Origin of the sequence: Streptomyces sp., from assembly GCF_035644915.1 — a bacterium.
In the GTDB taxonomy this organism is placed as follows: domain Bacteria; phylum Actinomycetota; class Actinomycetes; order Streptomycetales; family Streptomycetaceae; genus Streptomyces.
This window is the reverse complement of sequence record NZ_DASQNP010000002.1, coordinates 17935-43861: the sequence shown is the minus strand read 5'-3', so window position 1 is coordinate 43861 and position 25927 is coordinate 17935. Positions and strand designations below refer to the sequence as shown.

The window sequence follows — 25927 nt, the reverse complement described above, 5'->3', positions numbered from 1 at the left end:
GCCGCCGGCGGCAGGCCCGTACCGGCCGCCGGGGTTGCCGGTGCCACTGGAGTCGCTTCAGCCGCTCCTGTCACAGCCACGCCCTGGTTCACGTGGTGGTTCACGTCCTGTTCCAACTTCCTGCCGCTTCCGCTTCCCTGCCGTGCCCGGTCCCCGCCCGCTCCCCGCCGTCAGCTTCCCGAGCCGACCAGCCCGTCCAGCGAGTCGTGCCGTATGCGGTGGGCGGGGATGCCGAGTCCCACCAGCGCGTCCACCCCGTTGCGGATCATTCCGGGCGGGCCGGACAGGTAGCCGTCGTACCCGTGCCACGGGCCGTACCGGCGGACGGCGTCCGGGAGCCGGCCGGTGATGCCGTCCGACGGGCCTTCGGAGACCACCGGACGCACCGACAGCCAGGAGTGCCGCCGCTCCAGCTCCAGCAGGGCGTCCAGGTCGTACAGGTCGTAACTGCTGCGGGCGCCGTAGAACACCTCCACCGGGCGGGCACGGCCGTACCCGGCGACGTCCTCGACCAGCGCCTTGATGGGCGCGATGCCGGTGCTGCCGCCCAGGCAGAGCAGCCCGTTGCCGGAGGTGTGGTCCACCGTCATCGACCCGGCCGGCGCGCCCAGCCGCAGCACGTCGCCGAGCCGGGCACGGTGGACGAGCGCGGTGGAGACCCAGCCCGCGGGCACGGCCTTGACGTGGAAGACGAGCAGCCCGTCCGGGCGCGGGGCGCAGGCGATGGAGTAGTGCCGCCACACGCGCGGCCACCACGGGGTCTCGACGGCGGCGTACTGCCCGGCCCGGAAGGGATAGGGCTGGTCGGGCCGCACGGCGATGACGGCGATGTCGGAGGTCCGCATCTCGTGCGAGACCACCTCGGCGTGCCACCAGGCCGGGGCGCGCCGCTCGTCCTCGGCCGCGGCATCGATCATGATCTGGGATATCCCGGTGTAGGCGCGCACCCAGGCGGCCTCGGCCTCCTCGCTCCAGGTCCGCGTGGCGTAGCGGGTGAGCGCGGCGATCAGGCACTCGCCGACGGCGGGGTAGTGCTCGGGCCGGGTGCCGTACTTGCGGTGTCCGCGGCCGAGGTGGGAGAGGTACTCCACCAGCACGCGGCGGTCGTCGATGAGCCTGGCGGCGGTGAGCAGCGCCTTGAACAGCCGGTCGCGCTGGGCGTCCATCGCGGCGGGGAAGAGATCGCGCAGGTGGGGGTGCTGGACGAAGAGCAGGGCGTAGAAGTACGAGGTGACCGTCTGGGATATCGGCTCTATCTCGTCCAGGGTGCGGCGTATCAGCACCGCGTCGCGGCTCGGGTCGAACCTGCCGTAGTCGGGATTGGCGACGAACGGCGTCTCCGGATCGGGGGCGGCGGGCCGGGGCGGGGGCGCGGACGAGGTGCGGGGCGGAGGCGGAGGTGAGGTGCGCTCGTCCCCCGGTGCCGGCGCGAACCAGCTCCACTCCCCGTCGTCCCCGGCGGAAGCCCCGCCGGTCGTGCCCCTGGGAGTTCCGTTGCCCGCCGACGTAGTGGCCATGGTCTGTCTCGCCTCGAACATCTTCCGATCGGTCCGGTCACTTCCAAAGGCGGAAAGCACCAGCATTGAGACCCCGTGTCATCGGCCGCGGATGCGCGTGAGCGGCGATGTGGACCCGACCATACCGGCGCGCCGTCAATCCACAAGTCCCGGGCTCGTTCCGGCATTTCCGTGACATCCGTCACGCGCCGGAAACGGACGGCATCCGCATCCGGCGGTCCCGGCCCCCCGCGCACGGCGCACCGCCCGCGCCCGAAGGGGCCGGTGGGCCGGGCGATCCGGCCCCGGAACACCGGCCCCTCCCGGTGCGGAACGGTCGCGCACGCTGCGGTCGGCGCACCGTTCCGTGTCCCACCGGCAGCCGCCCGGCAAGCCGGCCGACCCGAACCGCTCACACTTCCGGCGCGCGATCTTCACTTTCCGGGTCGGCACGCGGAAATCCCGCAGGGGGCGCCCGTCCGCCCCTTTCCTCATGGTTCCTCACGGCTCCGGCCCGGGCGCGCCTTTTGCCGACCGGCTCCCGCATCCCGGCCCGCCGCGCCCGCGTGCGCGCGTACTCGCGTACTCGCGGACGAGTACGCGGAGATACTTCCGCCGCCGGACGCCCCGCGGGCCGCGAACGGGGACCGTGGCAGACATGCGCCGACTTCCCCGCCCGGCCCGCCGGGCCCTCCTCGTCGTCCACGTCACCGCCTCCGCCGGATGGCTCGGCCTCACGCTCGGCCTGCTGGCGCTCGCCGTGGCGGGCGCGGCCGGCGGCTCCGCCGGCACCGACGCGGTCGCCTACCGCGCCATGGCGGTCTTCACCGACTGGCTGGTCGTCCCGGTCGCCCTCCTCACCCTGGGCAGCGGCCTGGTGCTCTCCCTCGGCACGCACTGGGGCCTGGCCCGGCACCGCTGGGTGTACACCAAGTTCTGGCTGACCCTCGTCACCACCGCCGCCTCGGCCTTCTCGCTCCGCCCCACGGTCGGCGCCGCCGCGGCCGAGGCCGCGGCCGGACGTCCGGTGGCCGCCGCCGACCTCCTCGTCCCGCCGTCCGTCGCGCTGACCACCTACGTGTTCATCACCGCGATCTCGGTGCTCAAGCCGTGGGGCCCCACGCGCCGGGGCAGGCGGCCGCGCGCGGCGGAACGCACGGGGGGACGCGCGGGAGGCGCGAGGGGACGTAAACCGGTGGACGCCCCGGCGCCCGCTCGGACAGGCTGAGCATCCGTGACGTCCTCCCCCGCCCCACCGCCCGTCCGCCGCCTCACCCTCGCCGACCTGCCCGCCTGCCTCGCCCTCGCCGCCGACCGCGGCTGGACGCGCGAGGAGCACAAGTGGCGGCTGCTGCTCACCGCCGGGCAGGGCTACGGCATCGACGCCCCGGCCGACGACCCTCCCCCGGGGTCCCCCGGACCCGGGAGGCACCCCCGTGGCGGCCTGATCGGCGCCTTCGTCCTCACCTCGTACGGCCCCCCGGCCGGGAGCCCGGACCGGACCGCCTACACCTGCGTCAGCATGGTGCTGGTGGCCGGACGCCACGCCCGCCGGGGCCTGGGCCGCCGTCTGATGCGGCACGCGCTGGCGGAGTCCGGAAGCGCGGCCGTGTTCCTGACCGCGACGGACTTCGGCCGGCCGCTCTACGAGGAGCTGGGCTTCGTCCCCGTCGGCACCACCACCATGCTCACCGGCCGCTTCGCCCGCGACGGCGCGGACGGCCGCACGGCCGGCGTCCCCGTGCGCGACGCCACCGCCGCCGACCTGCCGGCCGTCCTCGCGCTGGACGCACCGGTCTTCGGCGCCGACCGCACCCACCTCCTCGCCCGGCTGCCGTCCTTCGCCGACCATTTCGTCGTCGCCGCCGCCGCGTCCGGCACGGGGATCACGGGCTTCGCCGCCGCCTGGCCGAACGAGGGCACCACCGTGCTCGGCCCGGTCGTCGCCGAGGACGAGACGACCGCCCGGGCCCTGATCGCCGAACTGGCCTCCCGCACCGACGGCCCGGTCCGCTACGACGCCGACACCCGGCACCGTGGGCTGACGGACTGGCTGCGCGCCCACGGCCTGACCGGCGACACCACCAACACCCTGATGGTCCACGGCGCCCCGGACATCCCCGGCGACATCGGCCGCCGCTTCGCGCCGTACTCGGTGGCGCTGGGCTGAGCCCCGGACCCGGGGGCCGGAGGCCAGGGGCCGGAGGCCGGGACGCGGCCCGTCAGTGCTCGTCAGTGCCCGTCAGTCCGCCCGGTCCGCGCGCCAGCCCCCGGGGTCCACCCCGCCCGGCACGGGGGCGTCCGGGTCGTACGGGAGGCGGGTGAAGACGAAGGTGCCCAGGTCGAGGTGGTCGGCCGTCCCGTCCGCCCGGCGCACCACGCGCAGCGTCTCGCCCGCGTAGTAGCCGTCCAGGCCGGTCCAGGTGCCGTCCGGTTCCGGCCGGAAGCGGGAGGCCCGGCCCGCGCCGCCGACCGGGCCCAGTTCCAGCGTCCGCCCCTCGCGCAGCCGCAGCACGAACGGCGCCGGGCCCCAGTACCAGGCGCCGGTCAGCGCCAGCAGCTCCGGGTCGGCCTCGGACCGCGGGCGCCAGGGCTCGGGGAAGGACGGCTCGCGCTCGGCCACGGTGCCCAGCAGCTCGGCGGCCAGACCGCCCACCGGCAGCCCGGAGGTCGCATTGACCAGCACCACGCTCGCCAGCCGTTCCTCCGGTGCCGTCCACAGGGCGGCCAGGAAGCCCGGCATGGAGCCGGTGTGCCCGGCCAGCAACCGCCCGCCGGACCGCACCAGTTGCAGCCCCAGCCCGTACGCCTGGTCCCAGGACGCCGCCTCCGGCGCCACCGCCGGGGCCCGCATCTCGGCCAGGCTCTCCGCGCCGAGCACCCGGTCGTCGCCCGCGGCCAGGAACGCCGCGTACCGGCACAGGTCCCCGGCCGTGGACCACAGTTGCCCGGCGGGCGCCATCCCCCCGGTGTCGGCGAGCGGTTCGGGCTGCACCGCGTCCGCCCACGGGTGCACGGCCCACCCCCGGGCGTACGGCTCCTCGGGCAGCGGCGTCGTACGGCGCATGCCCAGCGGTTCCAGCACCTCCTCGCGGAGCACGTCGCTCCAGGGGGCGCCGCGCAGCCGTTCCACGAGGGCGCCCAGGAGCGCGTAGCCGAGGTTGGAGTAGTGGTGCCGCCGTCCGGCGGGGTGCCGCCGGGGCCGCTCGCCGAAGAGGTCCTCCAGACCGGGCCGGAGGGCGCCGGGCGTCCGCTCCCACCACGGGCCGCGCGGCTCGGCGGCCAGACCGGAGGAGTGGGCGAGCAACTGGGCGACCGTCATGCCGGCCGCCTCCGCCTCACCGGGCGCGCCGGACACGTCGAGGTGCCTGCCGAGCGGGTCGGCCAGGTCGAGCAGCCCCTCGTCGCGCAGCCGCATCACCAGCACGGCGACGAAGGTCTTGGTGATCGACCCGATGCGGTACTGGGTGTCCGCGGTCGGCGGCCCGCCGTCCACCTCCCCGCGCACCCCCGTCCACACGGCCCGTCCGTCCCGCACCACGGCCCCGGCCACCGAGGGCACCCGTGCCCCGGCCTGGGCGACGGCCAGCCTGTGGAGGAGTGCGCGGCGGGTCGCGGGCAGCAGCTCCGCGAACTCCGCGCCGGTGTCTTCACTGGGATCGATCATGCGCCCACTCCTACCCGTCCCCGGGCCCGGGCGCCAGCGTTTTCCACAGGGCGCTTTTCGCATGGTTTCACGCCATTCGATCGTGTCTTCACACGTTTCGCGTCGTTCTCCTGGTGGGGGCGGGGCCATTGGGGTGACACCCGTCCGGAGGATCGGAGGAGACGGCGATGGTGAGCGAGAGCGTCCTGCTGGATTCGCGGTCGCAGCGCGGGAGCGTGGCGGGCCGTACGGAGGTGCTCGACAAGGTCAAGGCGCTCTCCGTCCTGCCGGACGGAGTGCACGTCACGACGCAGATGGTGGCCTCCTACTTCGAGGTCGGTGAGACCGTCATCCGCGCCGTCGTGCACGACCACCGCGAGGAGCTGGAGGCCAACGGATACCGTGTCCTCACAGGTTCGGAACTGAGTTGCTTCAAGCAACTCTGTGGACTGTCCGCACGCACCCGCTCTGTGGCCATCTTCTCCCGGCGTACCGTCCTCAACGTCGCGATGCTGCTGCGCGACAGCGTCGTCGCACGTCAGGTGCGTGCGTATCTGCTGGACACCGAGGAGAACGTCCGTCCCCAGCCTGTGGACAACCTGATCCGCGCCCACGTCGACCTCGATCTCACCGCCCTGGACGAGCGCATCACCCGCATCAGCACGGAGACCGCGAGCCGGATCATCGGCCAGACCATCGTCCCGATGCTGAACCACCTCATCCGGGCGTCCGGCGAGCAGCGCCGCGAGCTGGCCGAGATCCGCGAGGACCTCGAACGCGTCAAGCAGGCCCTCCGCGGACGGGAGCCGGTGGGGGCGGTGGCGGCCGGGGACGCGATGGAGCGGCGCACGTTCGAGGAGCACGTGGCCGGGCTCTGCCGCCGCGACGGATGCACCGTGACCGGCACCGGCGGCACCGGCGGCGCCGGCGGCACCGGCCGCCCGGGCACGGACCTCGTCGGGCGGACGGCCGACGGGCGGCGGCTGGCGGTGCGGTGCGTGCCCTCCGCCCCGCACCGGGCCGTGGAGAGCGGGGAGATGCGGGAGTTCATCGGGACGGCGGGGGCGGAGTACGGGGCGGAGGTGGCCCTGTTCGTCACCACCTCCGCGTTCACCCCCGCCGCGCTGGACCTCGCCACCCGCCACGGGGTCACCGCCGTGCACCGCGCCCTGCTGGAGGCGTGGAGCGCCGGGACGGTGCTGCAGGTGCTGCGCTGACGGCGCTGACGGCCGGCGCGCGTTCGCGCACGAAGGCCCGAAGTCGCAAGCGGAATTTGCGGCTTCGGGCCTCGGCGGCAGTCTAGCGGCGGTCGGCGGCCCCCGCGGCCCGCGGGCCGTTCACAGCGCCAGCTTGAAGCCCACGTGCGAGGCGGTGAAGCCCAGTCGCTCGTAGAAGCGGTGGGCGTCGGTGCGGGTGGCGTCGGAGGTGAGCTGGACCAGGGAACAGCCCAGTCGGCGGGACTCCTCGATCGCCCACTCGATCAGCCGGGTGCCCAGGCCGCCGCCGCGCTCGCCGGAGCGGACGCGCACGGCCTCGATGAGCGCGCGGCTCGCGCCGCGCCGCGAGAGCCCGGGGACGACGGTGAGCTGGAGCGTGCCGACCACCCGGCCGTCGCGGACGGCGACGACCAGGTGCTGCCGGGGATCGGCGGCGATGCGCTCGTAGGCGGCGCGGTACGGGGCGAGGTCGTCGGGTGACTCGCGCCGGGCGCCCAGCGGGTCGTCGGCGAGCATGTCCACGATGGCCCGCAGGTCGTCTACCGCCGCGGGCCGTATCTCGAAGTCGCTCATGGTCCGGACCCTATGCGCCCCGCGCACGGGACGTCCGATTCCTTCAAGACCACCGGCCGCACCGCCGCCTACCGTGGCCGCATGACGCCCCGATTCGACCTCGTCGGCCTCGTCGTGAGCGACATGGCCGCCTCACTCGCGTTCTACCGCCGCCTCGGACTCGACGTCCCCGCCGGCGCCGACGGAGAGTCCCATGTGGAGGTCGCACTGCCCGGCGGACTGCGCCTCGCCTGGGACACCGTCGAGACCGTCCGTTCCTTCGACCCCGGCTGGACTCCGCCCCGGGGCGGCAGCCGCGTCGAGCTGGCCTTCGCCTGCGACGATCCCGCCGACGTCGACAACCTGTACGCCGACCTGACCCGGGCCGGACACACCGGTCACCGGGAGCCGTGGGACGCCGTCTGGGGACAGCGGTACGCCCTCGTCCAGGACCCCGACGGCAACACGGTCGCCCTCTTCGCCCCCCTGCCGGACGCTCGGTCCGACAGTGGCCCCGACAGCAGCACCGAGAGCTGAACCACCGTCAGCACCCGCACCTCACGCGACAGGTGCGCCCGGTCGGCGTACCCGGCAGGGCCGCGACGCTCCCGCCGTCGCGCAGCGCAGCCGCCACCGCCCGGGACAGCGGGCCGTCCGGCGCCCGGCGCAGCCGCCCCGGCCCCCGCTCGGTCAGCTCCCGCACCGTGCGCTCCGGCCGGAGCGCGTCGAGCGGCATCCGCGCGTCGCGCAGCTCGTGCGCCGGTACGCCCAGGACGCGCGGCCCGGTGCCGGGCGCGAACCGCAGCCCCACGTGGCGGGTGCCGGGGGAGCCCTCGACCGGATGGGCCCGGATGCCGGGGCCGGCCACCAGCGGCCCGCCGGCGGTCCAGCTCAGGTCCATGCACCCGTCCGGCAGGCTCCGCGCCCGGCGGATGCCCCAGGCGCGTCCCGGCGCCACACCACCGCGCCGTCCACCCGCCGCGAGGGCCGCTCCTCGTACGCCCCTCCGGCATTCCCGGCTCCGCCCGCGCGGCGAATCCACCGGGCCCTGCGGTCCGCCCCGGCGCCGGGGCGGGCCGCGGTCACGTCTGGGCCATGTCCACGAAGCGCGAGTAGTGCCCCTGGAAGGCCACCGTGATCGTCGCCGTCGGACCGTTGCGGTGCTTGGCCACGATCAGGTCCGCCTCGCCCGCACGCGGCGACTCCTTCTCGTAGGCGTCCTCGCGGTGGAGCAGGATGACCATGTCGGCGTCCTGCTCGATCGAACCCGACTCGCGGAGGTCCGAGACCATCGGCTTCTTGTCCGTGCGCTGCTCGGGGCCGCGGTTGAGCTGGGAGAGCGCCACCACCGGCACCTCCAGCTCCTTGGCCAGCAGCTTGAGGTTCCGGGACATCTCCGAGACCTCCTGCTGGCGGCTCTCGGGACGGCGCGAGCCGCCCGACTGCATGAGCTGGAGGTAGTCGATGATGACCAGCCGCAGGTCGTTCCGCTGCTTCAGGCGGCGGCACTTGGCGCGGATCTCCATCATCGTCAGGTTCGGCGAGTCGTCGATGTACAGCGGCGCGTTGGTGACCTCCGGCATCTGACGCGCCAGCCGGTTCCAGTCCTCGTCCGTCATGCTGCCCGACCGCATGTGGTGCAGCGCCACCCGCGCCTCGGCCGACAGCAGGCGCATCGCGATCTCGTTGCGCCCCATCTCCAGCGAGAAGATCACGCTGGGCAGGTTGTGCTTGATCGAGCACGCGCGGGCGAAGTCCAGGGCCAGGGTGGACTTTCCCATGGCGGGCCTCGCCGCGATGACGATCATCTGGCCCGGGTGGAGGCCGTTGGTGAGGGAGTCCAGGTCGGTGAAGCCCGTCGGGACGCCCGACATCTGGCCGCTGCGCGAGCCGATCGCCTCGATCTCGTCGAGCGTGCCCTCCATGATCTCGGCGAGGGGGAGGTAGTCCTCCGAGGTGCGCTGCTCGGTGACGGCGTAGATCTCGGCCTGGGCGGAGTTGACGATCTCGTCGACGTCGCCGTCGGCCGCGTATCCCATCTGGGTGATGCGGGTGCCCGCCTCGACCAGCCGGCGCAGGATGGCGCGCTCGTGGACGATCTCCGCGTAGTACTGGGCGTTGGCCGCGGTGGGGACCGTCTGGACCAGGGAGTGGAGGTAGCCGGGACCGCCGACCTTGGCGATCTCGCCGCGCCGGGTCAGCTCCGCGGCGACCGTGATGGGGTCGGCGGGCTCCCCCTTGGCGTACAGGTCGAGGATCGCCTGGTAGATCGTCTCGTGGGCCGGGCGGTAGAAGTCCTGGCCCTGCAGGGTCTCCACCACGTCCGCGATGGCGTCCTTGGACAGCAACATGCCGCCGAGCACCGACTGTTCGGCGTCGAGGTCCTGCGGGGGCACGCGTTCGAAGGCGCCGGCCGCGCCCGCCGACCAGGTGTCAGGACCGCGGTCGTGCCGCTCGCCGTCAAGTGCCGCGCCGCGGCGCTGGCGGGAGACGGCCAGGTGGTCACCCGGTCCGACCCCTCCCGTGCCGGGGGCGTAACCGGGTGCCGGGCTGTCGACGTGCTCGGACTGCGTCACCCGCCACCTCCTCCCGTTCCTCGCGGCCGTGCCCCTTTTCCTACGGCACGGGACTGACATGTGGGCGCGCCCGCCTGGCAGTTGTGGCGTGCCGAGTCCGTGGCGCAGGAGAGGGGAACGGCGGGCGGGCGCCGGACAACGGTAGGGCTGTGGACGGCTCCAGCCAATCTGGTTATCCACAGGGCATGTGGATGAGCGGGCCCAGTCTGTGGAGAACTCGGCGAATCCTGTGCACGAGGCGGGGGACGGGCCTGTGGAGAAGTTGGAGCCTCTTCTGAGGAAGCGCCCCTGACCTGCGGTTTCGTCATCCACCGGCTGTGCAGGAGAAAAACTTCCCGACGCGCGCCAAGATCGCGACAAACGGCGCAGAGGATCTCACTCCAGGTGAGCTTCTGTAAGGGACGCAGTACCCTTGCAACCGTTACTTGTGGATGTTTGGATCGGATCATGACACACGCTCCCCCGCCCACCGGGCGCACTGCGGCCCGCCGCCACGACCGCGAGATCATCGCGCTGGCGCTCCCCGCCTTCGGCGCGCTCGTCGCGGAGCCCCTGTTCGTCATGGCCGACAGCGCGATCGTCGGCCACCTGGGCACCCCGCAGCTCGCCGGACTCGGCATCGCCGCCACGCTGCTGACGACCGGTGTGAACGTCTTCGTCTTCCTCGCCTACGGCACCACCGCCGCCGTCGCCCGCCGCGTCGGCGCCGGGGACCTGCCCGCCGCGATCCGGCAGGGCATGGACGGGATCTGGCTGGCCCTGCTGCTCGGCGCCGCGGTGGTGGCCGCCGTACTGCCCACGGCGCCCGCGCTCGTCGGCGCGTTCGGCGCCTCGGACAGCGCGGCGCCGTACGCCGTGACCTACCTGCGGATCAGCGCGCTGGGCATCCCGGCGATGCTCGTCGTCCTCGCGGCCACCGGCGTGCTGCGCGGACTGCAGGACACCCGCACCCCGCTGTACGTGGCCGTCGGCGGCTTCTCGGCCAACCTCGTGCTCAACCTCCTCCTGGTGTACGGCGCCGGGCTCGGCATCGCCGGATCGGCCTGGGGCACGGTGATCGCCCAGTGCGCGATGGCGGCCGTCTACCTGGCCGTGGTGGTCAGGGGAGCCAGACGGCACGGGGCCTCGCTGCGGCCGGACGCCGCCGGGATCAGGGCCAGCGGCCGGGCCGGGGTCCCCCTGCTGGTGCGCACCCTGTCGCTGCGCGCCGTGCTGGTGCTCGCGACCGCCGTCGCGGCGCGGCTGGGCGACGCCGAGGTGGCCGCGCACCAGGTCACGCTCACCCTGTGGTCGCTGCTGGCCTTCGCGCTCGACGCCATCGCCATCGCCGGACAGGCGATCATCGGCCGGTATCTGGGGGCGGGCGACGCGGAGGGGGCGCGGGCCGCCTGCCGCCGGATGGTGCAGTGGGGGATCGCGTCCGGGGCGGTGCTGGGGGCGCTGGTGGTCGCGGCGCGCCCGCTGCTGCTGCCGCTGTTCACCTCGGACCCGGCCGTGCACGACGTGCTGACGCCCGTACTGCTGGTGGTGGCGGTGACCTCGCCCGTCGCCGGGGTCGTCTTCGTGCTGGACGGGGTACTGATGGGCGCGGGCGACGGGCCGTACCTGGCGTGGGCGATGCTGCTGACGCTGGTGGTGTTCGCGCCGGCGGCACTGGCCGTACCGGCGCTGGGCGGCGGGCTGACCGCGCTGTGGTGGACGGTCGCCGGGCTGATGATGGCGACCCGGCTGGCCACCCTGTGGCTGCGGGCCCGCTCGGGCCGCTGGATCGTCACCGGGGCGGTACGGACCTGACGGGCGCGCGCGGCGCCCCGCGCGGAGACGGCGCAGGGCCGCGGTCCCGTGCGGGACCGCGGCCCTGTGGGTCACCGTCGTACCGGCCGCGTCCGCGGCCGGCCGGACGAGGTGGTCGCCGCTCAGGCGGCCCCGACCTCGATGCCGATCCTGGCGGTGACCTCGGGGTGCAGGCGCACCGTCACCTTGTGGGAGCCGAGGGTCTTGATCGGCGAACCCAGCTCGATGCGGCGCTTGTCGACGTCCGGGCCACCCGCGGCCTTGACCGCCGAAGCGATGTCGGCCTGGGTGACGGAGCCGAACAGACGGCCCTGGTCGCCGGCGCGGACCTTCAGGCGCACCGTGAGGCCCTCGATCTGGCTCTTGACCTCGTTGGCCTGCTCGATCGTGGCGATCTCACGGCTCTTGCGGGCGCGGCGGATCTGCTCGACGTCCTTCTCCCCGCCCCTGGTCCAGCGGATCGCGAAACCGCGGGGGAGGAGGTAGTTGCGGGCGTACCCGTCCTTCACCTCGACGACGTCGCCGGCGTTGCCGAGACCGGAGACCTCATTGGTCAGGATGATCTTCATCAGTCGGTCATCCTTTCCTTAGCGAGCGGTCGAGGTGTAGGGCAGCAGCGCCATCTCACGGCTGTTCTTCACGGCCGTGGCGACGTCACGCTGGTGCTGGGTGCAGTTGCCGGTGACCCGGCGGGCACGGATCTTGCCGCGGTCGGAAATGAACTTCCGCAGCAGGTTCGTGTCCTTGTAGTCGACGTAGGAGATCTTCTCCTTGCAGAACACGCAAACCTTCTTCTTCGGCTTGCGAGCAGGCGGCTTCGCCATTGTCTCTCTCCGTTTGGTTCAAGAAGTCTGTGCCTGTGAGCGCAGCCCTTCCCGGCCCTGAGGGGCCGGTCAGAAGGGCGGCTCGTCCGAGTAGCCACCGCCGGAACCGCCGGAGCCACCGCCCCAGCCGCCACCGCCGCCCTGGCCGCCGGCCGGCGCGCCCGTGGCCCACGGGTCTCCCGCGGGGGCGCCGCCGCCCTGCTGGCCGCCGGGGCCGCCGCCCCAGCCGCCGCCACCCTGACCGCCGCGGCCGGTGGTCTTGGTGATCTTGGCCGTGGCGTTGCGCAGGCTGGCGCCGACCTCGTCGACGTCCAGCTCGTAGACCGTGCGCTTGACGCCCTCGCGGTCCTCGTACGACCGCTGCTTGAGGCGGCCCTGCACGATGACGCGGGTGCCCCGGGTGAGGGACTCGGCGACGTTCTCCGCCGCCTGGCGCCAGACCGAGCAGGTCAGGAAGAGGCTCTCGCCGTCCTTCCACTCGTTGGTCTGGCGGTCGAAGGTGCGGGGGGTGGACGCGACACGGAACTTCGCGACCGCCGCACCGGAGGGGGTGAAGCGCAGCTCGGGGTCGTCGACCAGATTGCCGACGACCGTGATGACGGTCTCGCCTGCCATGGGTGAACCTCTCGGCGGGGTGCTGCTGGCTGCTGGTGATGCTGTGGTGCTCGGGCGCTCGGGGCGCTACCCGGCCCTCGCTCCGCTGGGCGGGGTGCTCAGTGGGTGTCGGGACGGAGGACCTTGGTCCGGAGGACCGACTCGTTCAGGTTCATCTGACGGTCGAGCTCCTTGACGACCGCGGGCTCGGCCCGCAGGTCGATGACCGAGTAGATGCCCTCGGGCTTCTTCTTGATCTCGTAAGCGAGACGACGGCGGCCCCAGGTGTCGACCTTCTCGACCTTCCCGTTGCCCTCGCGGACGACGGAAAGGAAGTTCTCGATCAGCGGGGAGACAGCGCGCTCCTCGAGATCGGGGTCGAGGATGACCATCACCTCGTAGTGACGCATGTGGAACCCACCTCCTCTGGACTCGGCGGCCACGGTCGTTCCGTGGCAGGAGGGTCTATGCGTGGAACACGGTATCGGCCGGCACTGACAGTCCCGGGTGCTTTTCCGGGAACCTCCGGGATCCCTGCCCCCGGAGCCGGTCGTGACCTGGGCAGACACCGTGCAGACGGTACAGAGTACCCGCACCGCGACCTCCGGTTGAAATCCGGTGTCCGCTCGCCGCAATCTGGACACAACGGATGTGAGCGGCGTCACCCGGCGCCGTTCTCCGACGGCCCGCGGGAGGTGCCCCATGGCGCAGGCGGTACGGAGGCGGGGGCGGGGGATCGCCTCCCTCCTCAACAGCGACAACCGGCCGCATCCGGTCGAGAACCGCTTCGTCGCGGCGACGGCGCTGCTGGGCCTGGTCGCGTTCGTCACGTGCTTCTTCCCGGGCCTGCACCTGATCAGTTCCTGGGCCGGGCTGCTGGGCGTCGTCGCCGGCGGCCGGGGACAGATGATCTCGGCGACCACGGAGGAACGGTTCGTGCTGGTCATCGGCATGGGCGCGGCGGCGGTCGGCTTCTTCATCGGCATGTGGAACGGCGGCCTGTTCGGCGTCTGACCGGATGACCGGCCCGGCTCGCCGTCGCCCCGCCGGGGCACGGCCGGGGCACGTTCGGGGCACTTCCGGCCGCAGTAGGCTTCCCGCCAGACCCTGCGAAGTACGCCGGAGGAGCGCCCCGTATGAGCTTGACCCTGAGGACGATCAGTCGCGAGCAGCACCTGGCGTATATCCGGAGCCTCCCATCGGCCAGCCACATGCAGGTCCCGGCATGGGCGGACGTGAAGACCGAGTGGGGGTCGGAGAACCTGGGCTGGTTCGACGCCAACGGCGAACTGGTCGGGGTCGGTCTGGTGCTGTACCGACAGTTGCCCAAGGTCAAACGCTATCTCGCCTACCTGCCCGAAGGGCCGGTGATCAACTGGTACGCGCCCAACCTGGAGGACTGGCTGCGCCCGATGCTGGCGCACCTGAAGGCCAAGGGCGCGTTCTCGGTGAAGATGGGACCGCCCGTGGTGATCCGGCGCTGGGACGCCCCGGCGATCAAGGCGGGCATCCAGAACCCCGAGGTGAAGCGGCTGCGGGACGTCGAGGCGACGCACATCGAGCCGCGCGCGTTCGAGGTGGCCGACCGGCTGCGGCGGATGGGCTGGCAGCAGGGCGAGGACGGCGGCGCCGGCTTCGGCGACGTGCAGCCGCGCTACGTCTTCCAGGTGCCGCTGGAGGGCCGGACGCTGGACGAGGTGCACAAGGGCTTCAACCAGCTCTGGCGGCGCAACATCAAGAAGGCCGAGAAGGCGGGCGTCGAGGTCGTGCAGGGCGGCTACGACCACCTGCCGGTCTGGCAGCAGCTGTACGAGGTGACGGCCGAGCGCGACCGGTTCCGGCCGCGTCCGCTGGTGTACTTCCAGCGGATGTGGAAGGCCCTGAACGCCGAGGACCCCAACCGGATGCGGCTGTACCTGGCCATGCACGAGGGCGAGGCGGTGGCGGCCGCCACCATGCTGATCGTGGGCCGGCACGTGTGGTACTCCTACGGCGCGTCGGCGAACCACAAGCGCGAGGTGCGCCCGTCGAACGCGATGCAGTGGCGGATGCTCCAGGACGCCTACGCGCTGGGGGCGAACGTCTACGACCTGCGCGGCATCAGCGACTCCCTGGACGACAGCGACCACCTCTTCGGCCTCATCCAGTTCAAGGTGGGCACCGGCGGCCAGGCCGTGGAGTATCTCGGCGAGTGGGACTTTCCGCTCAATAAGCTGCTGCACAAGGCGCTCGACATCTACATGTCGCGCCGCTGACGCCCGACTCCACGCACGTCCGACGGTTCCGAGGGGACCCGTCGCGACCGATGAGAAAGGTTCCGCACGGCCATGGCGCTCACCCTCTACGTCGACACCGAACGCTGGCGGGCCCACCAGCAGTCGGTGCTCCGGCAGTTCCCGGGCCTGGTACCGGTCTGCAAGGGCAACGGCTACGGCTTCGGCCACGAGCGGCTGGCCGAGGAGGTGGCCCGCTTCGGCTCGGACATCATCGCCGTGGGCACCACGTACGAGGCCGCCCGCATGAAGGACTGGTTCAGCGGGGACCTGCTGGTGCTGACCCCGTTCCGCCGCGGTGAGGAGCCGGTGCCGCTGCCGGACCGGGCGATCCGCACGGTCTCGTCGGTGGACGGGGTGAACGCGCTGGTGGGGGCGCGCGTCGTCATCGAGGTGATGAGCTCGATGAAGCGGCACGGGGTCATGGAGGAGGACCTCGGCAAGCTGCACGCCGCGATCGACGACGTGCGGCTGGAGGGCTTCGCGATCCACCTGCCGCTGGACCGCACCGACGGCACGGACGCGGTGGAGGAGGTCATCGGCTGGATGGACCGGCTGCGGGCCGCCCGGCTGCCGCTGGAGACGATGTTCGTCAGCCACCTGAAGCCGGAGGAGTTCGCGCGGCTCCAGCAGCAGTTCCCCCAGACCCGGTTCCGGGCGCGGATCGGGACGCGGCTGTGGCTGGGCGACCACAAGGCGACCCAGTACCGGGGCTCGGTGCTGGACGTGACGCGGGTGGTCAAGGGCGACCGCTTCGGCTACCGCCAGCAGAAGGCGCCGGACGACGGCTGGCTGGTGGTGGTGGCGGGCGGCACCTCGCACGGGGTGGGCCTGGAGGCCCCGAAGACCGTGCACGGCGTGACGCCGCGGGCCAAGGGCGTGGCACGGGCCGGGCTGGCGACGATCAACCGCCACCTGTCGCCGTTCATGTGGGACGGCAAGCAGCGCTGGTTCGCCGAGCCGCCGCACATGCAGGTGTCGATCCTGTTCGTGCCGGAGGACGCGGCGGAGCCGAAGGTCGGCGACGAGCTGGTGGCGATCCTGCGGCACACCACGACGCAGTACGACCGGCTGGTCGACCACTGACGCCCGGCCCGGCGCCGGTGCGGCGCCGCGCCCGATCGCCGCGCGGCCGTACGCCGGAGGAGGACGAACGCGAGGGGCCCCGGACACGTGTCCGGGGCCCCTCGCCGTCGCGCGTGGTGCGGTGCGGTGCCGCGGTGCCGTGGCGCGCGGCATCCGGCGGCGCTGCGGCCCGTTCGCTGACGCCCCTGTTTCGCCAGCGCCCAGTGCCCTCTCAGCGCCCCCGCCGCCCGGCGTGCCGCCTAGCGCTCGACCTCACCGCGGATGAACTTCTCCACGTTCTCCCGCGCCTGGTCGTCGAAGTACTGGACCGGCGGGGACTTCATGAAGTAGGAGGAGGCCGAGAGCACCGGGCCGCCGATGCCGCGGTCCTTGGCGATCTTCGCGGCGCGCAGGGCGTCGATGATGACGCCGGCGGAGTTCGGGGAGTCCCAGACCTCCAGCTTGTACTCCAGGTTCAGCGGGACGTCGCCGAACGCACGGCCCTCCAGCCGGACGTACGCCCACTTGCGGTCGTCCAGCCAGGCCACGTAGTCCGACGGGCCGATGTGGACGTTGTCCGCGCCCAGGTCGCGGTCGGGGATCTGGGAGGTGACGGCCTGGGTCTTGGAGATCTTCTTGGACTCCAGGCGGTCGCGCTCCAGCATGTTCTTGAAGTCCATGTTGCCGCCGACGTTGAGCTGCATCGTGCGGTCGAGGACGACGCCGCGGTCCTCGAAGAGCTTGGCCAGCACGCGGTGCGTGATCGTGGCGCCCACCTGGGACTTGATGTCGTCACCGACGATCGGGACGCCGGCCTCGGTGAACTTGTCCGCCCACTCCTTGGTGCCGGCGATGAAGACCGGCAGGGCGTTGACGAAGGCGACACGCGCGTCGATGGCGCACTGCGCGTAGTACTTGGCGGCCTCCTCGGAACCCACCGGGAGGTAGCAGACCAGGACGTCGACCTCGCGGTCCTTCAGGACCTGGACGACGTCGACCGGCTCCTCGGAGGACTCCTCGATGGTCTCGCGGTAGTACCGGCCCAGGCCGTCCAGGGTGTGGCCGCGCTGGACGGTGACGCCGGTGGGGGGCACGTCGCAGATCTTGATGGTGTTGTTCTCACTGGCGCCGATGGCGTCGGCGAGGTCCAGGCCGACCTTCTTGGCGTCCACGTCGAACGCGGCCACGAACTCGATGTCCGAGATGTGGTAGTCGCCGAACTGCACGTGCATCAGACCCGGCACGCGGCTCTTCGGGTCGGCGTCCTTGTAGTACTCAACGCCCTGCACCAGCGAGGCGGCGCAGTTCCCCACGCCGACGATGGCTACGCGAACCGAACCCATTGGCGGTTGCTCCCTGTGTTCTCTGTCGTTCCGAAGAGGACCCGCACGCTGCGGGCCCTCACCTGGCGGTGGTGTCGTCGGGCGGATCGGGCGGGGTCTCCCCCCGGCTCTGATCGCGCCCCGCCCGCTCGCTCTCGATGAGTTCGTTGAGCCAGCGGACCTCGCGCTCCACGGACTCCATGCCGTGTCGCTGGAGTTCGAGGGTGTAGTCGTCCAGACGCTCGCGCGTGCGGGCCAGGGAGGCGCGCATCTTGGCGAGGCGCTCCTCCAGGCGGCTGCGACGGCCTTCCAGCACCCGCATCCGCACGTCGCGCGAGGTCTGGCCGAAGAAGGCGAAGCGGACGCCGAAGTGCTCGTCCTCCCAGGTGTCCGGCCCGGTCTGGGCGAGGAGTTCCTCGAAGTGCTCCTTGCCCTCGGGCGTCAGCCGGTAGACGATCCTGGCCCGGCGCCCGGCGAGCGGCGCCGCGAGGGCCTCCTCGGACCCGTCACCGGACTCCTCGGCCAACCATCCCCGCTGCACCAGCGTCTTGAGGCAGGGATAGAGGGAGCCGTAACTGAAGGCGCGGAAGACGCCCAGCGAGGTGTTGAGCCGCTTGCGCAGCTCGTAGCCGTGCATCGGTGACTCGCGAAGCAGCCCGAGGACGGCGAACTCCAGGATGCCCGAACGCCTGCCCATCGCCGTCAACTCCCTCCGTCCGTCGGTCCATCGGCCGTCCGGCCGTGCGCCGGCCGGGGCGCCCGTCCCGGAGCCGTGGCCCCCGTCGTCGCCCCCCGCCGCCGTGCCCGGCCGTCCTTCCCGGTCACTATCTCCGGCCGATGTATCGGTTCGATACATCGCGGCGATAGCCCCGACGATAGAGCGCCGGTCCGGGAGCCACAAGGGGGTGAAAGGTGAGGGGATTCACATCCCCGATTCGCCACAGCTCGTTCGGCCCTTTTCTGCCGATTGCCGACATTGGAAGGTTTTGAAGCTGCGTAGGCTGTCCGCTGTGCAGAACGTGACCGGGAACCAACGGGGGTTTCAACGCGTCCTCGTCCCGGGTGCAGTGCGGCCAGTTCTCGGAAGCTGGGCGGGCCGCACATCGGGGGACCGGAAGTACACTGCCGCCTTCAGGCGTGAGCGCCTGCCCGAGGAGTAGCTGTTCCAATGAGCGAGCACCGTCGCAAGCCACCGCAGTCGCGGGGCCGGCGCGCCGCACAGCCGCCGTCCGGCGGTCGGCGTGCCGCGCCGCCGCATGGCGCCAATCCCCACTCCCACGGCATGCCCTCCGATCATCCCTCCGGCGGCCGGGCCGACGCCCGGCGCGCGGACCGGCGCGCCGCGGGGGGCAGGCGCCGTGCCGCGAACGGTTCCACCGCTGTGGGCGGCCGGGGACGCGGACGGTACGAGCCGGGGAAGAAGCGCCTCATCGACTATCCGCGGTCCGACAAGCACGGCTGGCGGCGGTGGACGCCGTCCTGGAGGCTGGTCACCGGCACGTGCCTGGTGTTCATGGGTCTGCTCGTCGGTCTCGCCGGACTGGCGCTGGCCATAGTGGAGGTCCCCAACGAGAAGAACGCCGCCGCGATCCAGCAGAACAACGTCTACTACTGGTCCGACGGCTCGGTGATGGCCCGGGTCGACAAGACCAACCGCCAGAACATCGCCCTGGAAGACATTCCGAAGTCGATGCAGAACGCGGCCATCGCCGCGGAGAACGCCACTTTCTGGGAAGACAGCGGCGTCGACCCGATGGGCATCGCCCGCGCGGCGTTCAACATAGCCAGAGGTCAGAGCACCCAGGGTGGTTCCACCATCACCCAGCAGTTCGTCAAGAACACCTACCTCTCGCCGGAACAGACCATCAGCCGCAAGGTGAAGGAGCTGTTCATCTCCATCAAGGTCAACGCCAAGATGGACAAGAAGACCATCCTCCGGGGGTACCTGAACACCAGCTACTACGGGCGGGGCGCGTACGGCATCCAGGCCGCGTCCCAGGCGTACTTCGAGAAGGACGCCAAGAAACTCACCCCGGCCGAGAGCGCCCTGCTCGCCACGGTGCTCAAGGGCGCCGACCTGTACGACCCGGCCGGCGGCCTGGGGAAGTACTCCTCCCCGGAGGCGAACCGTGAGCGCGCCGAGCGCCGCTGGAACTGGATCCTGGACCGGCAGGTCGACCTGGGCATGATGAGCAAGGCCGAGCGGGACTCGTACGAGTTCCCCAAGACCGCTCCCCGCAAGCCTCTGGCCGGCCAGACCGGGCAGGTCGGTTATCTGGTGTCCATCGCCGAAGCCGAGGTGAAGGCCAAGCTCGGCATCACCCAGCAGCAGTTCGGCCAGGGCGGCTACCAGGTCCACACGACCTTCGACAAGAAGAAGACGGCGGCGCTGGCCAAGGCGGTCGACAAGGTCCAGAAGGAGTACATCGACCCCAAGAAGCGCCCCGAGAAGGACCAGCACGTCCAGTTCGGCGCGGCCTCGGTCGAGCCGGGCACGGGCAAGCTCGTCGCGATCTACGGCGGTCCGGGCTTCGAGAACGGCCACTTCACCAACAACGCCGACACCCAGGGCGTCCCGGTCGGTTCGACCTGGAAGCCGTTCGTGCTGGCCGCGGCCATGGAGTACGGCACGTACCGGAGCCAGGGCACGGGCGTCTCGCCGGAGAGCGAGTACAACGGCAACAACAGGCTCAAGGTCAAGGAGCAGGACGGCAGCGACTACCTGGACAAGGAGGGCAACCCCTTCTACCAGGTGAACGACGGCGACAAGGACCACGGCTACATCAGCCTGCGCCGGGCCATGGAGGTCTCCGCCAACACCCCCTTCGTCCAGCTCGGCATGGACGTGGGCATGGACAAGGTGCGGGACGTGGCCGCGGACGCGGGCATCGAGAAGGACAGCTTCGACCCGAACCTCAACCCCTCCTTCGCGCTGGGCACCTCCACCCCGGGCGCCATCGAGATGGCCAACGCGTACGCGACCTTCGCGGCCTCCGGCACCCACGTCGACACCTACTCGGTGACGAAGGTGGAGTACGAGGGCGAGGAGAGGCCGGGCTTCGACAGGCCGCAGAAGGAGACGGCGATGGACAGCAACATCGCCAACAACGTCACCAACGTGCTCCGCGGCGTCATCGAGAAGCCGCACGGCACCGGCTACCTGAGGGCCCGCGACCTGGGCCGCCCCGCGGCGGGCAAGACCGGTACGACCGACAAGAACAAGTCCGCCTGGTGGGTCGGTTACACCCCGCAGCTCTCCACCTCGGTGACGATGTTCCGCTCGAAGCCCGACGTGCCCGGTCTGCTGTCGATGAACGGCACCGGCGGCTTCGACTCCATCCACGGTGGTGAGCTGCCCACCCAGGTGTGGGTGGAGTACATGCGGGCCGCGCTCAAGGGCCAGCCGGCGAAGGACTTCCCCCAGGCCGTCCCGGTCGGCAAGCGGATCGACCAGGCCGGTACGGCGTCCCCGACGCCCAGCGTGACCGAGACGCCCGAGCCCTCGCCGTCCGAGACGGAGACGGAGGAGCCCAGCAGCTCCCCGTCGCCGAGCACCCCGTCGCCGTCCGCGACGCCGTCGACCACCTGTAACCCCAGGGACCTGTTCTGCAACGACACCGAAGGCCAGACCCAGGGCCAGACGGGCGGAACCGACCAGGGCAGCACCACGGGCGCGGACGGCGGAACCGACCAGGGCAGCACCACGGGTGCGGACGGCGGAACCGACCAGGGCAGCACCACGGGCCGCCCGGGCAACAACGAGAACGGCGGCAATACGATCTGGGGCCAGGGCGACGATGGCTGATCCCAGGCTCTGACCTGCTGCTCGACCTGCTGTTCCGACCGGGGGCGGCGCCGGATCCGGCGCCGCCCCCGGTTTTTGCCGACCGCCCGGAGCCGGGCCCGGGAAACCCCCGCCAGGCTGTCGCGGGACCGCCGCGGAACTACGGGCCCCCACCCCCTACAACCCCGCGAGCCCGGCCCCGCCATACGGCAGGATGGGCCCATGACGATCGCCCGCCAGGACCCACAGGCACCGGTACGGCCCACCGCTCAGGACGACATCGCCGCCGCGGGCAGCGAGCTGATCGGCGGGCCGATCGGCAGGCGCGCGCTGACCGGGCGGTACTGGTGGACGCCGGTGCGGGTCGTGCTGCTGGTGGCGATGGGGATGTTCGCGCTCGGCATGGTGCAGAAGCTGCCCTGCTACGAGAGCGGCTGGTTCCGCGGTCCGAGCAGCCAGTACGTGCACGCCTGCTACTCCGACATCCCGCACCTCTACACCGGTCGCGGCTTCGCCGCCGACCTCACGCCGTACTTCGACCGCATTCCGCAGACCGTCTCCGGGGGCATGGAGTACCTGGAGTACCCGGTGCTGACCGGGGTGTTCATGGAGGTCGCCTCCTGGCTCACCCCGAACGACGGCGAGATGATGCACCGGCAGCAGATCTACTGGATGGTCAATGCCGGGATGCTGATGGTGTGCGCCGCCGTCCTGGTGGTGTGCGTCGCCCGTACGCACCGGCGCCGGCCCTGGGACGCACTGCTGGTCGCCTTCGCCCCGGCCCTCGCGCTGACCGCGACCATCAACTGGGACCTGCTGGCCGTGTCCCTGACCGCCGCGGCGATGCTGATGTGGTCGCGGAGCCGTCCGCTCGCCTCCGGGGTGCTGCTGGGGCTCGCGACCGCCGCCAAGTTCTACCCGTTCCTGCTGTTGGGACCGCTGCTGGCGCTCTGCTGGCGCGCGGGGCGGTGGCGGGCGTTCGGAGCGGCCCTGGGCGGGACGGTGGCCTCGTGGCTGGTGGTGAACCTGCCCATCATGGCGCTGGCGACGGACGGCTGGTCGAAGTTCTACACCTTCAGCGAGGAACGGGGCGTCGACTTCGGTTCGGTCTGGCTGATCATCTCGCAGCGCACCGGCGACCCCCTGGAGGGCGCCAACACCTACGCCATGGTGCTGATGGCGGTGGGCTGCGCGGGGATCGCCGCGCTCGCGCTGTACGCGCCGCGGCGTCCCCGCTTCGCACAGCTCGCCTTCCTCGTCGTCGCCCTCTTCATCGTGACCAACAAGGTCTACTCGCCGCAGTACGTGCTGTGGCTCATCCCGCTGGCCGCCCTGGCCCGGCCGCGCTGGCGCGACTTCCTGGCCTGGCAGGCGTGCGAGGTGATCTACTACCTCGGCATCTGGTTCTACCTCGCCTACACCAGCAGCGACGACAAGCACGGACTGCCCACCGAGGGCTACCAGCTCGCCATCGCGGTCCACCTGCTGGGCACGCTGTACCTGTGCGCCCTGGTCGTGCGGGACGCCCTCATGCCGGAACGTGACGTGGTCCGCCGCGACGGCTCCGACGACCCTTCGGGCGGCGTCCTCGACCAGGCCCCCGACAGTGCCTTCGTCCCCGGTCACCGACGGCGGCGCGAGCGTGCGGTTCCCATGGCTCCCCAGGGGAGCCACACCCCTGCGGTGGAGTGGGGCACCCGCCCTCATGAGGGCTGAGTCCTCGGCGGCGGAAGCGCCGCTCTCACGACTCCGCCACTGTTTCACGTGAAACAGTGGCGGAGTCGTGAAAAACCGGGCGTCCCCGGTGGCCTCCCGGAGGACATGACTCATGTGGCGGCGCCGGGTGTGTGAGGCTGGCCGCATGGCTGTTGTGCGTGATCTGCGCGTGCTTCTGCGCTTCCCCGGCTTCCGCCGACTGCTGGCCGTACGGCTGCTGTCCCAGTCGGCGGACGGCGTCTTCCAGGTCGCGCTCGCCGCCTATGTGGTCTTCTCCCCCGAGCAGCAGACCTCCCCCGCCGCCATCGCCTCCGCGATGGCCGTCCTGCTGCTCCCGTACTCGCTGCTCGGCCCCTTCGCCGGAGTACTGCTGGACCGGTGGCGGCGTCGGCAGGTGCTGGTGTACGGGAACCTGCTGCGCGCCGCGCTCGCCGCCGGGGCGGCGGTCCTGGTGCTGTCCTCGGTGCCGCTGTGGCTGTTCTACCTCGCCGCCCTGTCGGTCACCGCCGTCAACCGCTTCGTCCTCGCCGGGCTCTCGGCCGCGCTGCCGCGCGTGGTGGACGGTGAGCGGCTGGTGATGGCGAACTCCCTGTCCCCGACCGCCGGCACCCTGGCCGCCACCGCGGGAGGCGGGCTCGCCTTCCTCGTACGGATTCCCGCACCGGGCGGCGCGGGCTCCGACGCGATGGTGGTGACGGTCGGGGCCGGGATCTACCTGCTGGGCGCGCTCGCCGCGCTCCGGATGGACCGCGAACTGCTCGGCCCCGATCCCTCCGCCCTCCAGCCCCGGCTGGGCGCGGCCATCACCGACACCGCGCGCAGTCTGGTGGCCGGGCTGCGGCACCTGTCGGAACGGCGCAGGGCGGCGCAGTCGCTCGCCTCCATGGCGCTGCTGCGCTTCTGCTACGGCGCGCTGACGGTGATGGTGCTGATGCTGTGCCGGTACGCCTGGGGCGACGACACGCTCGGCGGCATGGCGCTGCTCGGTCTGGCCGTGGGCACGATGGGGGTGGGTTTCTTCGCCGCCGCCGCCCTCACCCCCTGGGCCGTACAGCGCACCGGCCGGTTCGGCTGGATCGCGGTGTGCGCGGCGGGAGCGGCGGTACTGGTGCCCGCGCTGGTCCTGCCCTTCTCCCCCGTACCGCTCCTGAGCGCCGCCTTCGTCGTGGGGCTGGCCACCCAGGGCGCCAAGATCGCCACGGACACGATCGTGCAGTCGTCGGTGGACGACGTGTACCGGGGCCGGGTCTTCTCCCTCTACGACATGCTCTTCAACACCGCCTTCGTCGGCGCCGCGGGCGTGGCCGCCCTGATGCTTCCTCCCGACGGCCGCTCGGCGGTCCTGGTGCTGACGGTGGCGGTGCTCTATGCGGCGGTGGCCGCCGCCATGTTTCACGTGAAACGCGGCGGCGGCCACCATGACGGGCGCGACGACACCGTCACTTCCGCTCGGCCCACCACTTCCTGAGGGCATCGACCGCGGCGTCCCGTCCCATCGGGCCGTGCTCCAGCCGCAGCTCCAACAGGTACCGGTACGCCTCGCCCACCTCGGGACCGGGACGCAGCCCCAGGACCTCCATGATCTCGTTGCCGTTGAGGTCCGGGCGGATGGCGTCCAGTTCCTCCTGCTCCTTCAGCCGCGCGATGCGCTCCTCCAGGCTGTCGTAGGCGCGTGCCAGGGCGTTGGCCTTGCGCTTGTTGCGCGTGGTGCAGTCCGAACGCGTCAGCTTGTGCAGCCGCTCCAGCAGCGGACCCGCGTCGCGGACGTAGCGCCGCACCGCCGAGTCGGTCCACTCCCCGGTCCCATAGCCGTGGAAGCGCAGGTGCAGCTCGACCAGGCGGGAGACGTCCTTCACCATCTCGCCCGGGTACTTGAGCTTGGTCATCCGAGCCTTGGTCATCTTCGCCCCCACCACCTCGTGGTGGTGGAAGGAGACCCGTCCGTCCTTCTCGAACCGGCGCGTCTTCGGCTTGCCGATGTCGTGCAGCAGGGCCGCCAGCCGCAGGGTGAGGTCCGGGCCGTCGTCCTCCAGGTCGATGGCCTGCTCCAGCACGGTCAGGGTGTGCTGGTAGACGTCCTTGTGCCGGTGGTGCTCATCGCGCTCCAGCCGCAGCGCGGGCAGCTCGGGCAGCACTCGGTCGGCGAGGCCGGTGTTCACCAGCAGTTCCAGGCCGCGGCGGGGGTGCTCGCCGAGGATCAGCTTGTTCAGCTCGTCGCGCACCCGCTCCGCCGAGACGATCTCGATCCGGTCGGCCATCGCCGTCATCGCGGCGACCACCTCGTCCGCCGGCTCGAAGCCGAGCTGGGCGGTGAAGCGGGCGGCACGCATCATCCGCAGCGGGTCGTCGGAGAAGGAATCCTCGGGCGTACCGGGCGTACGCAGCACCCGGCGCGCCAGGTCACCCAAACCGTCGTACGGGTCGATAAAGGTCTTCTCGGGCAGCGCGACCGCCATGGCGTTGACGGTGAAGTCGCGGCGGACGAGGTCCTCCTCGATGGAGTCGCCGTAGGAGACCTCGGGCTTGCGCGAGGTGCGGTCGTACGACTCCGACCGGTACGTCGTCACCTCGATCTGGTAGTCGTCCTTGCGGCACCCCACCGTGCCGAAGGCGATGCCGACCTCCCACACCGCATCCGCCCACGGACGTACCAGGGCCAGGATGTCCTGCGGGCGGGCGTCGGTGGTGAAGTCCAGGTCGTTGCCGAGCCTGCCCAGCAGCGCGTCCCGGACGGAACCGCCGACCAGGGCCAGCGTGAATCCGGCCTCCTTGAAGCGGCGGGCGAGGTCGTCGGCGACAGGGGACACCCGCAGCAGTTCGCTCACGGCTCTGCGCTGCGCTCCCCCCAGCTCCGCTGAGGGGGCCCCTCGGGTGAGCCCGTGAGCCGGCTGCTGGGGATGGCTGTCAGTGTTGGCGTTCGGCACAGCAGAACAGGGTACGTTGCCCTTCTCACCCGGTCCTCCCCGCTCACCGCTCGGCACCAGGCCGTCCCCGCCCCATGGACGGCTCCGCGGCACGCACGACTGCCGGGGATCGTTAGCATCTGGTGCACCAGACCAGCAGCGGAC

Annotated in this window: 23 protein-coding genes; 11 read left to right on the top strand and 12 right to left on the bottom strand. The window is 71.9% G+C overall.

The genetic code is table 11. The annotated features are described in order from the left end of the window. Nucleotides 1-170: 170 nt before the first annotated feature. A complete protein-coding gene (locus VE546_RS00230; protein ID WP_324916266.1) occupies nt 171-1538 on the bottom strand; it encodes a globin domain-containing protein in 1368 nt (455 codons plus the stop codon). A 616-nt stretch (nt 1539-2154) separates the two neighbouring features. Between VE546_RS00230 and VE546_RS00225 the strand changes: the two genes are divergently transcribed. Next, nucleotides 2155-2724 (top strand): DUF2269 domain-containing protein, encoded by a 570-nt coding sequence (locus VE546_RS00225; RefSeq protein WP_324916263.1) that lies wholly within the window; start codon nt 2155-2157, stop codon nt 2722-2724. A gap of 6 nt (nt 2725-2730) precedes the next feature. Further along, nucleotides 2731-3666, top strand: coding sequence for a GNAT family N-acetyltransferase (locus VE546_RS00220; protein ID WP_324916260.1), 936 nt, complete (start codon nt 2731-2733; stop codon nt 3664-3666). Between the two features lie 72 nt (nt 3667-3738). On the opposite strand, the gene VE546_RS00215 is transcribed toward VE546_RS00220, so the two are convergent. After that, a complete protein-coding gene (locus tag VE546_RS00215; protein ID WP_324916257.1) occupies nt 3739-5163 on the bottom strand; it encodes a serine hydrolase domain-containing protein in 1425 nt (474 codons plus the stop codon). A gap of 167 nt (nt 5164-5330) precedes the next feature. On the opposite strand from VE546_RS00215, the gene VE546_RS00210 reads away from it, so the two are divergent. Then, nucleotides 5331-6359: a restriction endonuclease gene (locus VE546_RS00210; RefSeq protein WP_324916254.1), complete on the top strand. Its 1029-nt coding sequence runs from the start codon at nt 5331-5333 to the stop codon at nt 6357-6359. Between the two features lie 120 nt (nt 6360-6479). On the opposite strand, the gene VE546_RS00205 is transcribed toward VE546_RS00210, so the two are convergent. Next, the gene (locus VE546_RS00205; protein ID WP_324916251.1) at nt 6480-6932 is read right to left on the bottom strand and encodes a GNAT family N-acetyltransferase; all 453 of its coding nucleotides are present in this window, start codon (nt 6930-6932) and stop codon (nt 6480-6482) included. A gap of 81 nt (nt 6933-7013) precedes the next feature. Between VE546_RS00205 and VE546_RS00200 the strand changes: the two genes are divergently transcribed. Then, nucleotides 7014-7448: a VOC family protein gene (locus tag VE546_RS00200; RefSeq protein ID WP_324916248.1), complete on the top strand. Its 435-nt coding sequence runs from the start codon at nt 7014-7016 to the stop codon at nt 7446-7448. A 7-nt stretch (nt 7449-7455) separates the two neighbouring features. On the opposite strand, the gene VE546_RS00195 is transcribed toward VE546_RS00200, so the two are convergent. Both VE546_RS00195 and dnaB read right to left on the bottom strand, forming a co-directional pair. Further along, nucleotides 7456-7812 carry a hypothetical protein gene (locus tag VE546_RS00195; protein ID WP_324916245.1) on the bottom strand — a complete coding sequence of 119 codons (357 nt, stop codon included), beginning with the start codon at nt 7810-7812 and terminating at the stop codon, nt 7456-7458. Between the two features lie 181 nt (nt 7813-7993). Continuing rightward, nucleotides 7994-9547, bottom strand: coding sequence for a replicative DNA helicase (gene dnaB / locus VE546_RS00190; protein ID WP_414720363.1), 1554 nt, complete (start codon nt 9545-9547; stop codon nt 7994-7996). Between the two features lie 387 nt (nt 9548-9934). Between dnaB and VE546_RS00185 the strand changes: the two genes are divergently transcribed. Next, nucleotides 9935-11281 (top strand): MATE family efflux transporter, encoded by a 1347-nt coding sequence (locus VE546_RS00185; protein WP_324916242.1) that lies wholly within the window; start codon nt 9935-9937, stop codon nt 11279-11281. 122 nt (nt 11282-11403) lie between these two features. Here the strand turns inward: VE546_RS00185 and rplI are convergent, their stop codons facing one another. The 4 genes from rplI to rpsF form a co-directional block, all read right to left on the bottom strand. Next, on the bottom strand, nt 11404-11850 hold the full coding sequence (rplI, locus tag VE546_RS00180) for a 50S ribosomal protein L9 (RefSeq protein WP_324916239.1): 447 nt from the start codon (nt 11848-11850) through the stop codon (nt 11404-11406). A gap of 18 nt (nt 11851-11868) precedes the next feature. Then, nucleotides 11869-12105, bottom strand: coding sequence for a 30S ribosomal protein S18 (gene rpsR, locus VE546_RS00175; RefSeq protein ID WP_003978893.1), 237 nt, complete (start codon nt 12103-12105; stop codon nt 11869-11871). A 69-nt stretch (nt 12106-12174) separates the two neighbouring features. Beyond that, on the bottom strand, nt 12175-12720 hold the full coding sequence (locus VE546_RS00170; RefSeq protein ID WP_324916235.1) for a single-stranded DNA-binding protein: 546 nt from the start codon (nt 12718-12720) through the stop codon (nt 12175-12177). Nucleotides 12721-12818: 98 nt separating this feature from the next. Beyond that, nucleotides 12819-13109, bottom strand: coding sequence for a 30S ribosomal protein S6 (gene rpsF / locus VE546_RS00165; RefSeq protein ID WP_324916232.1), 291 nt, complete (start codon nt 13107-13109; stop codon nt 12819-12821). A gap of 292 nt (nt 13110-13401) precedes the next feature. On the opposite strand from rpsF, the gene VE546_RS00160 reads away from it, so the two are divergent. From VE546_RS00160 to VE546_RS00150, 3 genes are all read left to right on the top strand, one after another. Further along, nucleotides 13402-13713 (top strand): hypothetical protein, encoded by a 312-nt coding sequence (locus VE546_RS00160; protein ID WP_324916229.1) that lies wholly within the window; start codon nt 13402-13404, stop codon nt 13711-13713. Between the two features lie 122 nt (nt 13714-13835). After that, complete coding sequence (locus VE546_RS00155; protein ID WP_324916226.1) at nt 13836-14954, top strand: lipid II:glycine glycyltransferase FemX; 1119 nt, start codon at nt 13836-13838, stop codon at nt 14952-14954. A 72-nt stretch (nt 14955-15026) separates the two neighbouring features. Further along, a complete protein-coding gene (locus tag VE546_RS00150) occupies nt 15027-16058 on the top strand; it encodes an alanine racemase (RefSeq protein ID WP_324916223.1) in 1032 nt (343 codons plus the stop codon). 239 nt (nt 16059-16297) lie between these two features. On the opposite strand, the gene VE546_RS00145 is transcribed toward VE546_RS00150, so the two are convergent. Together VE546_RS00145 and VE546_RS00140 are read right to left on the bottom strand one after the other, a co-directional pair. Beyond that, a complete protein-coding gene (locus tag VE546_RS00145; protein ID WP_324916220.1) occupies nt 16298-17380 on the bottom strand; it encodes an inositol-3-phosphate synthase in 1083 nt (360 codons plus the stop codon). Nucleotides 17381-17438: 58 nt separating this feature from the next. Further along, the gene (locus VE546_RS00140) at nt 17439-18056 is read right to left on the bottom strand and encodes a PadR family transcriptional regulator (RefSeq protein ID WP_324916217.1); all 618 of its coding nucleotides are present in this window, start codon (nt 18054-18056) and stop codon (nt 17439-17441) included. Nucleotides 18057-18527: 471 nt separating this feature from the next. Here VE546_RS00140 and VE546_RS00135 point away from each other — a divergent pair, with 471 nt between their 5' ends. The 3 genes from VE546_RS00135 (at nt 18528) to VE546_RS00125 (ending at nt 24327) form a co-directional block, all read left to right on the top strand. Then, nucleotides 18528-21164: a transglycosylase domain-containing protein gene (locus VE546_RS00135; RefSeq protein ID WP_324916213.1), complete on the top strand. Its 2637-nt coding sequence runs from the start codon at nt 18528-18530 to the stop codon at nt 21162-21164. A 201-nt stretch (nt 21165-21365) separates the two neighbouring features. After that, nucleotides 21366-22859: a glycosyltransferase family 87 protein gene (locus VE546_RS00130; protein WP_324916210.1), complete on the top strand. Its 1494-nt coding sequence runs from the start codon at nt 21366-21368 to the stop codon at nt 22857-22859. A 145-nt stretch (nt 22860-23004) separates the two neighbouring features. Continuing rightward, a complete protein-coding gene (locus VE546_RS00125; RefSeq protein ID WP_324916207.1) occupies nt 23005-24327 on the top strand; it encodes an MFS transporter in 1323 nt (440 codons plus the stop codon). On the opposite strand, the gene VE546_RS00120 is transcribed toward VE546_RS00125, so the two are convergent. Beyond that, complete coding sequence (locus tag VE546_RS00120; protein ID WP_414720362.1) at nt 24299-25783, bottom strand: CCA tRNA nucleotidyltransferase; 1485 nt, start codon at nt 25781-25783, stop codon at nt 24299-24301. The genes VE546_RS00125 and VE546_RS00120 overlap by 29 nt on opposite strands. Nucleotides 25784-25927 lie beyond the last annotated feature (144 nt).